We start from the raw sequence: 14679 nt of genomic DNA on the forward strand, positions 1-14679 counted from the left end.
CTCGCAAACAACAAATCCCTCCAGTGCAGGAGGGTTCGCAATTCAAGTGTCGTGGGCAATGGCGGATCTTTGCCACACGGGACGATTGAGGAACTTTGCAATGACGACTCGTCAGCCACTGTACAAATCCCTGTATTTCCAGGTGATCGTTGCAATCGTTATCGGTATTTTGCTCGGTCACTTCTACCCGCAGACCGGCGTGGCCCTCAAGCCACTGGGTGACGGCTTTATCAAGCTGATCAAAATGGTCATCGCCCCGATCATCTTCTGCACCGTTGTCAGCGGCATCGCTGGCATGCAAAGCATGAAATCGGTTGGCAAAACCGGCGGCTACGCGCTGCTGTACTTCGAAATCGTTTCCACCATCGCCCTGCTGATCGGCCTGGTCGTGGTCAACGTAGTGCAGCCGGGCGCCGGCATGCACATCGACGTCGCTACCCTGGATGCTTCTAAAGTCGCTGCCTACGTGACTGCCGGTGCAGACCAGAGCATCGTTGGCTTCCTGCTGAACGTGATCCCGAACACCATCGTTGGCGCGTTCGCCACCGGCGATATCCTGCAAGTGCTGATGTTCTCGGTGATCTTCGGTTTCGCCCTGCATCGCCTGGGTGCCTACGGCAAGCCGGTACTCGACTTCATCGATCGCTTCGCCCACGTGATGTTCAACATCATCAACATGATCATGAAGCTCGCGCCAATCGGTGCCCTGGGCGCCATGGCGTTCACCATCGGCGCCTACGGTGTAGGTTCCCTGGTGCAACTGGGCCAACTGATGATCTGCTTCTACATCACCTGCATCCTGTTTGTGCTGGTGGTGCTGGGCGCCATCTGCCGCGCACACGGTTTCAGCGTGTTGAAGCTGGTTCGTTACATTCGTGAAGAGCTGTTGATCGTACTGGGTACTTCCTCCTCCGAATCCGCACTGCCACGCATGCTGATCAAGATGGAGCGTCTGGGCGCGAAGAAATCCGTAGTAGGCCTGGTAATCCCGACCGGCTACTCCTTCAACCTCGACGGTACTTCGATCTACCTGACCATGGCGGCCGTGTTCATCGCTCAAGCGACTGACACTCACATGGACATCACCCACCAGATCACCCTGCTGCTGGTGCTGCTGCTGTCCTCCAAAGGCGCAGCGGGCGTGACCGGTTCGGGCTTCATCGTGCTGGCTGCAACCCTGTCGGCCGTTGGCCACCTGCCGGTTGCCGGCCTGGCGCTGATCCTGGGTATCGACCGCTTCATGTCCGAAGCCCGCGCACTGACCAACCTGGTCGGTAACGCCGTTGCCACCATCGTTGTGGCCAAGTGGGTCAACGAACTGGACACCGACAAGCTGCAAAGCGAGCTGGCGTCTGGCGGTACCGGTATCTCCGACACCCGCCAGGAAGATGACCTGGGCGTGGCTGAAGGCCCTGCTCCTGCCGTCAAGTAAAATGCCTGAGGTGTAGATAACACCGAAAGCCTTGCAAACGCCCCGACTTGTTCGGGGCGTTTGCGTTTCTGGAGGGGCACTTTTTGCATTACAGTAACGTTTTGCATTGAAACGCTTTCGGGAGGCCTGATGGACAGTGTGGATCTAAACGTCCTGCGCAGCGTGCTCGAATGGCGCCGCGCCGGGCAACGTGTGGTGTTGTACAGCGTGGTGCAGACCTGGGGCAGTGCGCCGCGTCCGCCGGGTGCAATGTTGGCACTGCGTGGCGATGGGGTGGTGATCGGTTCGGTATCCGGTGGCTGCATCGAGGATGACTTGATCGCTCGTCTGCAAGATGGTCGTCTCCCGGAGGATGGCCCTGCGGTGCAACTGGTGACCTACGGCGTCACGCGTGACGAAGCGGCGCGTTTTGGCCTGCCGTGCGGTGGCACCTTACGCCTGACCGAAGAGCGCGTGGGCGACTGGGAGTGGGTCGCGCAGTTGCTGGCCCGCTGTGAGGACCACCAGATTGTCGCGCGCGAACTGAACCTTGCCACGGGTGAGGTGACCCTCACCAGCGCGAGTAAAACGGACGTGGTGACGTTCGATGGCGAACGCCTGCGAGCCATCTATGGCCCACGCTGGCGCTTGCTGTTGATCGGCGCCGGGCAGCTGTCGCGCTATGTGGCGGAAATGGCGCGCCTGCTGGATTTCGAAGTGTTGATCTGCGACCCGCGCGAAGAGTTCGTCTACGGCTGGGAAGATCAGCACGGCCGCTTTGTGCCGGGAATGCCGGACGAGGCGGTGCTGAATATCCAGACCGATGAGCGCACGGCCATCGTGTGCCTGACCCATGATCCACGCCTGGATGATATGGCGCTGCTCACGGCCTTGAATTCCCCTGCGTTCTACATTGGTGCCCTCGGCTCGCGAGTCAACAGTCACAAACGTCGGGAAACCCTGGCGGCATTGGGCTTGTCGGCGCAGGCCATTGCGCGCCTGCACGGGCCAATCGGCTTGCATATCGGCAGCCATACGCCTGCGGAAATTGCCTTGTCGTTGTTGGCGGAAATTGTCGCAATCAAGAACGGCGTGGCACCTATGCAGAAGAAACCGTTGCCGGCGGTGGCTGAGTGACGGTCACCGCGATTGTGTTGGCGGCGGGGCAGGGCAGCCGTTTTCGGGCTGTGGCAGGGGCTGATCAGGATAAGTTGCTGGCTGAGTGCACAGGCCTGGATGGCGTGGTGCGGCCGGTGATCGAGCAGGTGCTGATAAACCTGCCTGAGCGCGTCGTGAAGCGTTGGGTGGTGACGTCACCTGATCGTGCGCAGGTCATTCGGTTGGCCGAAGCCTATGGTTGTGACGTCCTGCTGCTGCGTTCGGCTGGCATGGGCGACAGTATTGCTGCGGCGGTTGCGGCCAGTGGCCCGGCAGATGGCTGGTTGGTGGTGTTGGGGGATATGCCGTTTATTCGATCGTCGAGCATTGAGCGAGTGATCGATGGATTGGAAGAGGGTGGTATCCGTGTGCCGATGCAGGACGGGTGCTATGGGCATCCTGTGGCGTTTGGCCAGGCATTGGGGCCTGGGTTGATGGCCTTGACCGGTGATCGTGGCGCCAAGCCGTTGTTTGCTCAGGCGACAGTGCATGAAGTGTTGCTAAAGGATCCTGGTGTTCTCTGGGACGTCGACCTGCCGCACTCCCTCAACTTCACCCCGATCTAGGTGTGGGAGCAGGCAAGCCAGCTCCCATAGTCGAGTGCATTTCAAATAATCCAAATGGCATAAAAAAGCCCCGCCTGATCACTCAGGCGGGGCTTTTCAGTCACTGATGGAATCAGACCAGAGGTTTGCTCTCGTGCTCTGCTTCCAGTGCTGCTGCAGCGGCGGCTGCTTCAGCTTCCTTGCGACGACGACGCACTTCGCGTGGGTCATTCGGTGCACGGCCATTTTCAGTCAGGGCGCTGGCGGGGGCGGCTTCAACCACTGGAGCTGCCACTTCAGCAACTACCGGTGCTTCAACCACTGCTTCAGGCTCGGCGACCGGAGCTGGCTCGACCACTGGGGCTGGCTCGGCAACCACGACCTCGGCAACCGGCGCTGGCGCTTCTTCTACCACAGGGGCAGGCACTGGCGCTTCAACCGGGGCGGCGGGCTCGGCAGTCCACTGGAAGGCGGTTTGTTCTTCGCGAACTTCACGCACTTCCGGGGCGGCTTCTACGACCGGTGCTTCCACAACCGCCTCAACCACTGGCTGGGCTTCAACCACCGGAGCGGGTTCAGCAGCAACCACTTCAGCTTCCGGCTGGGCTTCGTGTACCGGAGCAAGTTCCACTTCAGGCACTACCGGCGCTTCGACCGGGGTAGTCGCTTCAACAACCGGAGCTTCAACCACTGGCGTTTCAACGACAGGCGCTTCAGTGGATGGAGTTTCAGCGACTGGCGCTTCAACAATGACTGCCTCAACAACGGCGGTCTCTTCGACAGCGGCGGTAGCGCGTTCAGCCTGCTCTTGAGCCTGGGCTTCAGCAGGTGCGCTGATAACCGAGCTGGCAACCGCGGCGGTAACGGCCAGGCCGGCAGCCAGTTCGGCGCCAGTCGGTTCACGGGTTTCGCCTTCTGCGTTCTCGCCGGCTTCTTCCGAGCCTTCGATCACGTTGCCGTTGGCATCACGTTGACGCTCACGACGGTTGCTGCGACGGCGCTGGCCACGGGAGCGGCGGCGTGGACGATCGCCTTCGGCGTTGTCCTGGCCATCTTCCTGTTGCTCTTCACCGGTCAGCACTTCTTCTTCGCTGGCGGCAGCGGCTTGCTCGGCGCGTGGTTGACGCTCTTCACGCGGTGGGCGCGGCTGGCGCTCTTCACGTGGGGCGCGCTCTTCACGCGGCTGGCGGGCCGGGCGTTCTTCGGTAGAGGCTTCGGCTGCTACGGCTGGTACCGCGTCCAGCGGCTCGCGCAGTTCGCGCACACGCTCTTCGCGTTCGCCACGTGGCTTGCGATCTTCGCGCGGAGCACGTGGGGTGCGTGGTGCGCGTTCTTCGCGCGGTGCACGTTCCTCGCGGGCTACGGCTGGGGTTTCTTCGCGGGCTTCGCGAGGCGCACGCTCTTCACGTGGAGCGCGCTCTTCACGCGGTGCGCGTTCTTCGCGAGGCTTGCGCTCTTCGTCACGACGACCGTTGCGGTTACGGCTCTGCTGGCGACCGTTGCGGCGCTCTTCGTTGCGTGCAGGGCGTTCGGTGGCAGGTTTTTCAACCACAACCGGAGCAACGGGCTCTTCCTTGGAAGCGAACAGGCTGACCAGCGACTTCACCAGGCCTTTGAACAGGCTTGGTTCAGGCAGGGCGGCCGGCGCGGCAACCGGAGCAGCGGCTTCGGTCGGAACCGGTGCGTTGGCACGGGCTGGCGCGGTTTTAACGGCGGCTTCCTGGCGAACCAGGGTGCGGGTCGCGGCGGCAGGCTGCACTTCTTCCACTTCAGCGGCGGCAGCGGCGATTTCGTAGCTGGATTGGCCGCTGTGGGCTTCCGGGCTGTCGTCACGCAGGCGCTGCACTTCAAAGTGCGGCGTTTCGAGGTGATCGTTCGGCAGAATGACGATACGGGCACGGGTGCGCAGTTCGATCTTGGTGATCGAGTTGCGTTTTTCGTTGAGCAAGAAGGCGGCAACCGGAATCGGCACTTGCGCGCGGACTTCGGCGGTGCGGTCTTTCAGGGCTTCTTCTTCGATCAGGCGCAGGATCGCCAGGGACAGCGATTCAACGTCACGGATGATGCCGGTGCCGTTGCAACGCGGGCAGACGATGCCGCTGCTCTCGCCCAGGGATGGGCGCAGGCGCTGACGGGACATTTCCAGCAGGCCGAAGCGCGAGATACGGCCGACTTGCACGCGGGCACGGTCAGCTTCCAGGCATTCGCGGACTTTCTCTTCCACGGCGCGCTGGTTCTTGGCGGGGGTCATGTCGATGAAGTCGATCACGATCAGGCCGCCGATGTCACGCAGGCGCAGCTGGCGGGCGATTTCTTCAGCCGCTTCCAGGTTGGTCTGCAGGGCGGTTTCTTCGATGTCGCTGCCTTTGGTCGCACGCGCCGAGTTGATGTCGATGGACACCAGGGCTTCGGTCGGGTCGATCACGATGGAGCCGCCGGAAGGCAGTTCTACAACGCGCTGGAAGGCGGTCTCGATCTGGCTTTCGATCTGGAAACGGTTGAACAGCGGAACGCTGTCTTCGTACAGCTTGATCTTGCTGGCGTACTGCGGCATCACCTGGCGGATGAAGGTCAGGGCTTCGTCCTGGGCTTCAACGCTGTCGATCAGCACTTCGCCGATGTCCTGGCGCAGGTAATCGCGGATGGCACGGATGATCACGTTGCTTTCCTGATAGATCAGGAATGGCGCGGAGCGATCCAGGGAGGCTTCCTTGATGGCGGTCCACAGTTGCAGCAGGTAGTCGAGGTCCCACTGCATTTCTTCGCTGCTGCGGCCCAGGCCGGCAGTACGAACGATCAGGCCCATGTCGGCCGGTGCGATCAAGCCGTTCAGCGCTTCACGCAGTTCGTTTCGCTCTTCGCCTTCGATGCGACGGGAAATGCCGCCGGCACGCGGGTTGTTCGGCATCAGGACCAGGTAACGGCCAGCCAGGCTGATGAAGGTGGTCAGGGCTGCGCCCTTGTTGCCACGTTCTTCTTTTTCCACCTGAACAATGACTTCCTGGCCTTCGCTCAGGACGTCCTTGATGTTCACGCGGCCTTCGGGGGCTTTCTTGAAGTATTCGCGGGAGATTTCTTTGAGGGGCAGGAAGCCGTGGCGCTCGGAGCCGAAATCGACAAAGGCAGCCTCAAGGCTTGGTTCGATGCGAGTGATCTTGCCTTTATAGATATTGGCTTTTTTCTGCTCGCGCGCACCGGATTCGATGTCCAGGTCATAGAGGCGTTGGCCATCTACCAGTGCAACACGCAACTCTTCGGGTTGAGTTGCGTTAATCAGCATTCTTTTCATGTTGTACCGTCGGTTTCCGGGCTGCCGGAAACGGCGTTCGGCACACACGACTTCTCACGGTCGGTGTCAGGTGCGTCAAGAGTGGTTGGCCACTCCAGTGTCCAGCAAACACCGGCCAATTGGGCCGGTATCGCGACGGACGCGTCCTGCTTGTTAGCGGTGGTGACAGAGGCACCACTTCAACAAAAGCTAAGGTCAGGAGGAGGAATCAACCGGCGACTGTGGACGAGATGAAGCGTCTAAATATAAGCCTAGTGCTACACGGTCCGACGGTTGTGCATCTCCACCCTACACGTATCCCTGATAATTCGGGTGCTGCCGCGCGCAGAATCCGCAGCGGGTTGGCATTTACCGTGTTCTCCAATGGGGAGTCCACGCTCATGGCTAAACAAGACTGGGTGGGGGCGACTGCGCTCTCACTCAGCTCTTAACAGGCGTTGTTTCCGAAGTATTCGCCGTGGTCCGGTTCAAGACTGACTGCACTTTGTGAACTGGCCGTAAATATCGGCGCAGAACGCGAGTATTCACTCTGCTTTCTGCACTCGCTTCAGGCCTCATGTCACCTGCGCTTGTTACAATCTTGAGCCTTCCAGGGTGGCGAAAGCCCCGTAGGACGGCCTCGCGTCCTGATGAATTGCGATGGTCAGGGCCGGCAGTTTGCCGCAAGTCCTCTGTCCAGGCCGCTTTTGGCGGCGTTCGCGACTATAGCAGCAATGATTAAGTGCTTCAATTCCATAAAAAATTGTTATCATCGCCGCCATGACGACTCCCGACCCCCAGACCCCCAGCGTCCAGCTGCTTGAGGTCTCGCCGGAATATGCCGGCCAACGCATCGACAATTTTCTCCTGGCCAGGCTCAAAGGCGTGCCCAAGACCTTGATTTACCGCATCTTGCGTAAAGGCGAAGTGCGCGTGAACAAGGGGCGGATCAAGCCCGAGTACAAGCTGCAGGCGGGCGATATCGTCCGTGTGCCGCCGGTTCGCGTGCCTGAGCGTGACGAGCCGGTTCCGCTGGCTCAGGGCCTGCTGCAGCGCCTTGAAGCCTCGATTGTCTTTGAAGACAACAAGCTGATTGTGATCAACAAGCCTTGTGGCATCGCGGTTCACGGCGGCAGCGGCCTGACGTTCGGCGTCATTGAAGCCTTTCGTCAGTTGCGCCCGGATGCCAAGGAGCTGGAGCTGGTTCACCGCCTGGACCGCGACACCTCAGGCCTGCTGATGATTGCCAAGAAACGCAGCATGTTGCGTCACCTGCACACCGCCCTGCGTGGCGATGGTGTGGACAAGCGCTACATGGCGCTGGTGCGTGGCAACTGGGCCAGTTCGATCAAGAGTGTTCGTGCGCCGTTGCAGAAGAGCAACCTGCGCTCCGGCGAGCGCATGGTCGAGGTGGACGAGGAGGGCAAAGAGGCGCTGACCCTGTTCAAGGTGCTGCGCCGTTTTGGCGACTTCGCCACCCTGGTCGAGGCCAAGCCGGTCACTGGGCGTACCCACCAGATTCGCGTGCACACCCTGCACGCAGGCCACTGCATTGCCGGCGATACCAAATACGGCGACGAGGATTTCTCCAAAGAGATTCGCGACCTGGGCGGCAAGCGCCTGTTCCTGCATGCCTACATGCTGACAGTACCGTTGCCCGATGGCGGTGAACTGAAGTTGCAGGCACCGGTCGATGAGATGTGGGCCAAGACCGTGGAGCGTTTGAGTGTCGCACCTTGATTACAAGCTGCTGATTTTTGATTGGGACGGGACGCTGTGCAATTCCATTGGTCGCATCGTGGAGTCCATGCACGCCGCCTCGACCCGCTCGGGCTATGAGTTGTGCACTGATCTGGCGGTAAAGGGGATTATCGGCCTGGGTTTGCCCGAGGCGATCCGTACCCTGTACCCACAGATCAGCGACGCTGAACTGGTCGCTTTTCGCGACCATTACGCAGACCACTATATTGCGCTGGAGGCTACACCTTCGCCGTTGTTTGACGGTGTGCTGCAGTCGCTGGAAGCCTTTCGCAGCGAGGGTTACCACCTGGCGGTAGCGACCGGCAAGGCGCGTCGCGGCCTGGATCGTGTGCTCAAGGCGCACGGTTTTGAAGATTTTTTCGATATCACCCGCGCAGCGGATGAAACCGCCAGCAAGCCGCACCCTCTGATGCTTGAGCAGATTCTGGCTCACTGCGGCGTAGCGCCGCGCCAGGCGTTGATGGTGGGCGATGCCTCCTTCGACCTGATGATGGCGCGCAACGCGGGCATGGACAGCGTTGCGGTCAGCTACGGGGCCCAGGCCGCCGAGGCTTTGCAGCAATACGAGCCGCGCCTGACGATTGATCATTTTTCCGAATTGCAGGCCTGGCTGAGCCGGGCCCAATAAGTCTTTGCTGGGGTTGATGGCATGAGTGACGAGTGGAAAGCGCCTGAAAAGGCCGATAGCAATGACGACAAAAGCTGGAAGTTGCTGGAGAAGACGTTGCTGGCCAGCGTGCAGGAGCAGCGTCGTTCACGGCGTTGGGGAATCTTCTTCAAGTTGCTGACCTTTGTTTACCTGCTCGGCATGCTCGCGCTGTTCAGCCCGCTGATGGACATGGAAAAAAGCGCCACGCGTGGCAATAACTACACCGCCTTGATCGAAGTGCGCGGGGTGATCGCCGACAAGGAGTCCGCCAGCGCCGACAACATCGTCAGCAGCCTGCGCACAGCGTTTGAAGATCCCAAGGTCAAAGGCATCATCCTGCGCATCAACAGCCCGGGTGGCAGCCCTGTGCAGTCGGGTTACGTGTATGACGAGATTCGGCGCCTGCGCGCGTTGCATCCGGACATCAAGCTGTATGCAGTGATTTCCGACTTGGGCGCTTCGGGCGCCTATTACATTGCCAGCGCCGCAGACCAGATCTATGCCGACAAGGCTAGCCTGGTGGGCTCCATTGGCGTGACAGCGGCCGGTTACGGGTTTGTCGGCACCATGGAGAAGCTGGGTGTGGAGCGCCGCACCTACACGTCGGGCGAGCACAAGTCGTTCCTCGACCCGTTCCAGCCGCAAAAGGCCGATGAAACCCAGTTCTGGCAAGGCGTGCTCGACACGACCCATCGCCAGTTCATTGCCAGCGTGAAGCAGGGGCGCGGGGATCGTCTGAAGGACAAAGACCATCCGGAGTTGTTCTCCGGGTTGGTGTGGTCGGGTGAGCAGGCATTGCCGCTGGGCTTGATCGACGGCCTGGGCAGTGCCAGTTCGGTGGCGCGGGATGTGATTGGCGAGAAAGAACTGGTGGATTTCACGGTTCAGGAATCGCCGTTTGATCGTTTCTCCAAGAAGCTCGGTGCCAGCGTGGCGGAGAAGCTGGCACTGTACATGGGCTTCCAGGGGCCGACCCTGCGCTGATATTTCAGCTCTGAAGACGATCAAAATGTGGGAGCGGGCTTGCTCGCGAATGCGGCGTATCAGTCAATATATTTGTAGCTGAGAGACCGCATTCGCGAGCAAGCCCGCTCCCACATTGGTTTTGTGGTGGGCTTAAGGGATTTGTACGCCTTCGGCCAGCAACATATCCACTAAACGAATCAGTGGAAGCCCTATCAAGCTGGTCGCATCCGGCCCCTCTGTACTCTGGAACAAGCTCACACCCAGCCCCTCTGCCTTGAAACTGCCCGCACAGTCATACGGCTGCTCGATCCGCAGGTAGCGTTCGATGCGTTCAGCGTCCAGTTCGCGCATATGCACGGTAAACGGCACGCAATCGACCTGACAGTGCCCTGTCTCAGTGTTCAACAGTGCCAGCCCGGTCAGAAAGCTGACCCGTTTACCGCTGGCGGCCATGAGTTGTTCGCGAGCGTTTTCAAAGGTGTGGGGTTTGCCGATAATGCGGTCTTCCAGTGCGGCCACTTGATCGGAACCGATGATCAGATGGCCTGGATGGCTGGCGGCAAGCGTGCGAGCTTTCTGTTCGGCCAGGCGCTTGACCAGTTCAATTGCGGGCTCATTTGCACGATGGCTTTCGTCGATATCCGGCGAGCTGCAGATGAACGGCAGGTGCAGGCGGCTCAGCAATTCCCGCCGATAAACCGAGCTGGATGCGAGTAATAAAGGCAGCATGGGCGTCTCCTCAAGGCAGCGGGGGATTCTAGCGAAGCGACCGGCTGACGCACAGGGCTGAATTTCCTTTGACATGGCTGGGTGCATCCCTATAATGCTGCGCCTATGTTGAATGACCCGATTCCACCTCACGTTGACCCGCGCAAATTGGCTGATCGTGGCACTTCCCTTCAAGGTGAACTGCTGCTGGCCGATTTGGAGAGACTCTGCGACCCGCTTTCCGACACTGTCGGTACGGTGCAGGCCAAATTCGTTTTTGAACGAGATGAACGTAAGTCTGTGGTAATCCACAGTTTTATCGACACCGAAGTCAAAATGGTTTGCCAGCGTTGTCTTGAGCTGGTCACCCTGCCGATTCACAGCGAATGCAGTTACGCTGTGGTGAAGGAGGGTGCGAATACCCAGTCGTTGCCGAAAGGTTATGACGTGCTGGAACTGGGCGAAGATCCTTTGGATCTGCATGCACTGATCGAGGAAGAGCTTCTGCTCGCCTTGCCCATTGTGCCTGCTCATCATCCGGAAGAATGCCAGCAGCCGGAGGGGCTTGATGACGAGCCCGAGCCGAGCGAGGACGAGGTAACGCGGTCCAACCCGTTCAGTGTATTGGCGCAGTTAAAGCGTGACCCAAACGTTTAGGAGTTAATCAATTATGGCTGTTCAGCAGAACAAAAAATCCCGCTCTGCCCGTGACATGCGTCGTTCGCACGATGCCCTGACGGCGAGCACTCTGTCTGTAGAAAAAACCACCGGTGAAATTCACCTGCGTCACCACGTATCGCCAGAAGGCGTATACCGTGGCCGTAAAGTGATCGACAAGGGCGCTGACGAGTAATCACTTGTCTGCTCTAGTCATCGCGATAGACGCAATGGGCGGGGACTTCGGTCCCCGCAGCATTGTTCAGGCCTGCATTGCCAGCCTGTCTGCAACACCCTCGCTGCACCTGACCCTTGTCGGTCAACCCTCACTCCTTGAAGAACTGATTGCCAGCCATCCGGCGGTGGATCGCGCGCGCCTGACGATTACGCCAGCCAGCGAAACCATTGGCATGGACGAAAAGCCGGCGGCGGCCCTGCGTGGCAAGCCTGACTCGTCAATGCGGGTGGCCCTTGAGTTGTTGCGCGACGCCAAGGTGCAAGCCTGCGTCAGTGCCGGCAATACAGGCGCTTTAATGGCGTTGTCGCGGCATGTGCTCAAGACCCTGCCGGGCATTGACCGGCCGGCGATGGTGGCGGCGATTCCGACGCAGAAAGGCTACTGCCAGCTGTTGGACCTGGGCGCGAACGTCGATTGCAGCGCCGAGCACCTGCTTCAGTTTGCGGTGATGGGGTCGGTGGCTGCCGAGGCACTGGGTGTGGTCCGGCCTCGTGTGGCCCTGCTGAATATCGGTACCGAGGACATCAAGGGCAACCAGCAGGTCAAGCTCGCCGCCACCTTGTTGCAAGGGGCGCGAGGCTTGAACTACATCGGTTTTGTCGAAGGTGACGGTTTGTATCGCGGCGAAGCGGATGTGGTGGTGTGCGACGGGTTTGTCGGCAATATCCTGCTCAAGTCCAGCGAAGGCCTGGCGACCATGATTGCCACGCGTATCGAAGCGCTGTTCAAGCAGAACCTGGCTTCGCGTATGGTCGGCGCCCTGGCGCTGCCTTTGATGAAGCGCCTGCAGGCTGACCTGGCGCCGGCGCGGCATAACGGCGCGAGCTTTCTGGGCTTGCAGGGCATCGTGATAAAAAGCCACGGCTCGGCAGGTGTGCAAGGCTTTCAGAGTGCGATTGCGCGGGCCTTGATCGAGATTCAGGAAAACCTGCCGCAGCGCTTGCATGGCCGTCTTGAGGATCTGTTGCCTTAGGCGAATCGGCCCGGAAATGCTTAAATGTGACCGGCCAGTTCAATTGACCATCCAATCTGTCAGTTTCGTGCGCTCCCACCGTAGGCGTGCACATTTTTGACGACCAGATCATTAGGGGCTTGTTACATGTCTACATCCCTCGCATTCGTCTTTCCAGGGCAGGGTTCGCAGTCCCTCGGCATGTTGGCCGAGCTGGGCGCGCAATACCCGCTGATCCTGGAAACCTTCAAGGAAGCTTCCGATGCACTGGGTTACGACCTGTGGGCACTGACCCAGCAAGGGCCGGAAGAGCAACTCAATCAAACCGATAAAACCCAACCGGCCATCCTGACCGCTTCGATCGCCCTGTGGCGTTTGTGGCTGGCCGAAGGGGGTGCGCGCCCGGCATTCGTTGCCGGTCACAGCCTGGGTGAATACAGCGCCCTGGTGGCGGCGGGCAGCCTGACCCTCGGTGAAGCGGCCAAGCTGGTCGAGCGTCGCGGTCAACTGATGCAAGAAGCCGTTCCGGCCGGGCAGGGCGGCATGGCCGCTATCCTGGGCTTGGACGATGCTGTGGTCATCGAAGCCTGTGCCGAAGCCGCGCAAGGTGAAGTGGTCAGTGCGGTGAACTTCAACTCCCCTGGCCAGGTGGTGATCGCCGGTGCCAAGGCGGCCGTTGAGCGCGCCATCGATATTTGCAAGGCGCGTGGTGCCAAGCGTGCGTTGCCGTTGCCGGTGAGCGTGCCGTCGCATTGCGAGCTGATGCGCCCGGCTGCCGAGCGTTTTGCCGAGTCCATCGCCGCCATCAACTGGCAGGCGCCGCAGATCCCGCTGGTGCAGAACGTCAGCGCGGCCGTTGCCGCCGACCTCGACACCCTCAAGCGCGACCTGCTGGAGCAACTCTACAAGCCTGTGCGCTGGGTTGAGTCGGTCCAGACCCTGGCCGCCAACGGTGCCACCGAGCTGGTCGAGTGCGGCCCGGGCAAAGTCCTGGCTGGCCTGAACAAACGCTGCGCCGACGGCGTATCGACTGCCAACCTGAATACCCCTGACGCCTTCGCTGCCGCTCGCGCGGCGCTGGCCTGAACCCCTGAACGAAGGAGAAGCCTGCATGAGTCTGCAAGGTAAAGTTGCACTGGTTACCGGCGCCAGCCGTGGCATTGGCCAGGCGATCGCCCTGGAGCTGGGCCGTCAGGGTGCCGTTGTGATCGGTACCGCCACCTCGGCTTCGGGCGCTGAGCGTATCGCCGCGACCCTGAAGGAAAACGGCGTGCAAGGCACCGGCCTTGAGCTGAACGTGACCAGCGACGAGTCGGTCGCCGCTGTGCTGGCCGAGATCACCGCGCAGTTCGGCGCGCCGGCGATTCTGGTGAACAACGCCGGTATCACCCGCGATAACCTGATGATGCGTATGAAAGACGACGAGTGGTACGACGTGGTCGATACCAACCTGAACAGTCTGTTTCGCCTGTCCAAGGGCGTTTTGCGCGGCATGACCAAGGCGCGTTGGGGCCGAATTATCAATATTGGCTCCGTAGTGGGTGCCATGGGCAACGCAGGCCAAGTAAACTATGCGTCCGCCAAGGCCGGTCTGGAAGGTTTCAGCCGTGCACTGGCACGTGAAGTCGGTTCGCGCTCGATTACGGTCAACTCGGTGGCCCCAGGGTTCATCGATACCGATATGACCCGCGAACTGCCCGAAGCACAGCGTGAAGCCTTGCTGACCCAGATTCCGCTGGGCCGTCTGGGCCAGGCTCAAGAGATCGCGAACGTGGTCACTTTCCTGGCATCTGACGGTGCGGCATACGTGACTGGGGCTACAATCCCGGTGAACGGCGGGATGTACATGAGTTAAATTGTGACGGATCGCTTCAAAAAAATGTCATACGAGCTGTCTAAAATCCGTTATAAAGCTGCAACTTAATTTATAGGCAGGTGGTCTGCCGGGTACAAGGGTGAAGCTTTCAGTTGAAAAGCTGAAAAGCCTTTCTATACACTTACCCACTGGCCAGCTGCCTGAATTTGTCCATTAGGAGTTAAACAAGGTATGAGCACCATCGAAGAGCGCGTCAAGAAAATCGTTGCCGAGCAACTGGGCGTTAAAGAAGAAGAAGTGACCAACTCCGCTTCCTTCGTAGAAGACCTGGGTGCCGATTCCCTTGACACCGTTGAGCTGGTGATGGCTCTGGAAGAGGAATTCGAGACCGAAATCCCGGACGAAGAAGCTGAAAAAATCACTACTGTTCAAGCTGCTATCGACTACGTTACTGCCCACCAGGCGTAATAGTTTGTAGTCGTCGCTTGCTGTTGGGAAAAACCGCACTGCTGTAACGGCGTGCGGTTTTTTCTTTAGCGGCGATCAAAAG

At 59.9% G+C, this 14679-nt stretch carries 14 protein-coding genes; 12 read left to right on the top strand and 2 right to left on the bottom strand.

What is annotated here, in order from left to right; translation table 11 throughout:
- The first annotated feature begins 100 nt into the window (after positions 1–100).
- The 3 genes from AB4P94_RS13780 to AB4P94_RS13790 all read left to right on the top strand — a co-directional run bounded on the left by AB4P94_RS13780 (position 101) and on the right by AB4P94_RS13790 (position 3135).
- Positions 101–1432: a dicarboxylate/amino acid:cation symporter gene (locus AB4P94_RS13780; RefSeq protein WP_395610974.1), complete on the top strand. Its 1332-nt coding sequence runs from the start codon at positions 101–103 to the stop codon at positions 1430–1432.
- Positions 1433–1561: 129 nt separating this feature from the next.
- Entirely contained in the window at positions 1562–2548 is a 987-nt protein-coding gene (locus tag AB4P94_RS13785; RefSeq protein ID WP_395610975.1) for an XdhC family protein, read from the top strand.
- Positions 2545–3135: an NTP transferase domain-containing protein gene (locus tag AB4P94_RS13790; protein ID WP_395610976.1), complete on the top strand. Its 591-nt coding sequence runs from the start codon at positions 2545–2547 to the stop codon at positions 3133–3135. Before AB4P94_RS13785 ends, AB4P94_RS13790 begins: the two co-directional genes overlap by 4 nt.
- 112 nt (positions 3136–3247) lie before the next feature.
- Here the strand turns inward: AB4P94_RS13790 and rne are convergent, their stop codons facing one another.
- Positions 3248–6403 (bottom strand): ribonuclease E, encoded by a 3156-nt coding sequence (gene rne, locus AB4P94_RS13795; protein WP_395610977.1) that lies wholly within the window; start codon positions 6401–6403, stop codon positions 3248–3250.
- A 759-nt stretch (positions 6404–7162) separates the two neighbouring features.
- Between rne and rluC the strand changes: the two genes are divergently transcribed.
- The 3 genes from rluC to AB4P94_RS13810 are packed head-to-tail and all read left to right on the top strand — an operon-like array spanning position 7163 to position 9776.
- A complete protein-coding gene (gene rluC, locus AB4P94_RS13800; RefSeq protein ID WP_395610978.1) occupies positions 7163–8122 on the top strand; it encodes a 23S rRNA pseudouridine(955/2504/2580) synthase RluC in 960 nt (319 codons plus the stop codon).
- Entirely contained in the window at positions 8109–8771 is a 663-nt protein-coding gene (locus AB4P94_RS13805) for an HAD-IA family hydrolase (protein WP_395610979.1), read from the top strand. The genes rluC and AB4P94_RS13805 overlap by 14 nt, the downstream gene beginning before the upstream one ends.
- A gap of 21 nt (positions 8772–8792) precedes the next feature.
- On the top strand, positions 8793–9776 hold the full coding sequence (locus tag AB4P94_RS13810; protein ID WP_395610980.1) for a S49 family peptidase: 984 nt from the start codon (positions 8793–8795) through the stop codon (positions 9774–9776).
- Between the two features lie 132 nt (positions 9777–9908).
- On the opposite strand, the gene AB4P94_RS13815 is transcribed toward AB4P94_RS13810, so the two are convergent.
- Positions 9909–10487: a Maf family protein gene (locus AB4P94_RS13815; protein ID WP_395610981.1), complete on the bottom strand. Its 579-nt coding sequence runs from the start codon at positions 10485–10487 to the stop codon at positions 9909–9911.
- Positions 10488–10592: 105 nt separating this feature from the next.
- On the opposite strand from AB4P94_RS13815, the gene AB4P94_RS13820 reads away from it, so the two are divergent.
- From AB4P94_RS13820 to acpP, 6 genes are all read left to right on the top strand, one after another.
- Positions 10593–11123 carry a YceD family protein gene (locus AB4P94_RS13820; RefSeq protein WP_017737760.1) on the top strand — a complete coding sequence of 177 codons (531 nt, stop codon included), beginning with the start codon at positions 10593–10595 and terminating at the stop codon, positions 11121–11123.
- A 13-nt stretch (positions 11124–11136) separates the two neighbouring features.
- Positions 11137–11319 (top strand): 50S ribosomal protein L32, encoded by a 183-nt coding sequence (gene rpmF, locus AB4P94_RS13825; protein WP_008152339.1) that lies wholly within the window; start codon positions 11137–11139, stop codon positions 11317–11319.
- 4 nt (positions 11320–11323) lie between these two features.
- Entirely contained in the window at positions 11324–12334 is a 1011-nt protein-coding gene (gene plsX, locus AB4P94_RS13830; protein WP_395610982.1) for a phosphate acyltransferase PlsX, read from the top strand.
- 126 nt (positions 12335–12460) lie between these two features.
- Positions 12461–13399: an ACP S-malonyltransferase gene (gene fabD, locus AB4P94_RS13835; protein WP_395610983.1), complete on the top strand. Its 939-nt coding sequence runs from the start codon at positions 12461–12463 to the stop codon at positions 13397–13399.
- A 25-nt stretch (positions 13400–13424) separates the two neighbouring features.
- A complete protein-coding gene (fabG, locus tag AB4P94_RS13840; RefSeq protein WP_005790544.1) occupies positions 13425–14168 on the top strand; it encodes a 3-oxoacyl-ACP reductase FabG in 744 nt (247 codons plus the stop codon).
- A 192-nt stretch (positions 14169–14360) separates the two neighbouring features.
- Positions 14361–14597 (top strand): acyl carrier protein, encoded by a 237-nt coding sequence (gene acpP, locus AB4P94_RS13845; protein WP_016973676.1) that lies wholly within the window; start codon positions 14361–14363, stop codon positions 14595–14597.
- The last annotated feature ends 82 nt before the right edge of the window (positions 14598–14679 follow it).

Source organism: Pseudomonas sp. B22129 (assembly GCF_044218875.1).
Lineage (GTDB): Bacteria > Pseudomonadota > Gammaproteobacteria > Pseudomonadales > Pseudomonadaceae > Aquipseudomonas.

What these genes read in the sequence shown, in the direction of transcription:
- AB4P94_RS13780 (WP_395610974.1), top strand. Translation starts at nt 101, where the DNA reads ATGACGACTCGTCAGCCACTGTACAAATCCCTGTATTTCCAGGTGATC.
- AB4P94_RS13785 (WP_395610975.1), top strand. Translation starts at nt 1,562, where the DNA reads ATGGACAGTGTGGATCTAAACGTCCTGCGCAGCGTGCTCGAATGGCGC.
- rne (WP_395610977.1), bottom strand. Translation starts at nt 6,403, where the DNA reads ATGAAAAGAATGCTGATTAACGCAACTCAACCCGAAGAGTTGCGTGTT.
- rluC (WP_395610978.1), top strand. Translation starts at nt 7,163, where the DNA reads ATGACGACTCCCGACCCCCAGACCCCCAGCGTCCAGCTGCTTGAGGTC.
- AB4P94_RS13810 (WP_395610980.1), top strand. Translation starts at nt 8,793, where the DNA reads ATGAGTGACGAGTGGAAAGCGCCTGAAAAGGCCGATAGCAATGACGAC.
- AB4P94_RS13815 (WP_395610981.1), bottom strand. Translation starts at nt 10,487, where the DNA reads ATGCTGCCTTTATTACTCGCATCCAGCTCGGTTTATCGGCGGGAATTG.
- AB4P94_RS13820 (WP_017737760.1), top strand. Translation starts at nt 10,593, where the DNA reads ATGTTGAATGACCCGATTCCACCTCACGTTGACCCGCGCAAATTGGCT.
- rpmF (WP_008152339.1), top strand. Translation starts at nt 11,137, where the DNA reads ATGGCTGTTCAGCAGAACAAAAAATCCCGCTCTGCCCGTGACATGCGT.
- fabD (WP_395610983.1), top strand. Translation starts at nt 12,461, where the DNA reads ATGTCTACATCCCTCGCATTCGTCTTTCCAGGGCAGGGTTCGCAGTCC.
- fabG (WP_005790544.1), top strand. Translation starts at nt 13,425, where the DNA reads ATGAGTCTGCAAGGTAAAGTTGCACTGGTTACCGGCGCCAGCCGTGGC.
- acpP (WP_016973676.1), top strand. Translation starts at nt 14,361, where the DNA reads ATGAGCACCATCGAAGAGCGCGTCAAGAAAATCGTTGCCGAGCAACTG.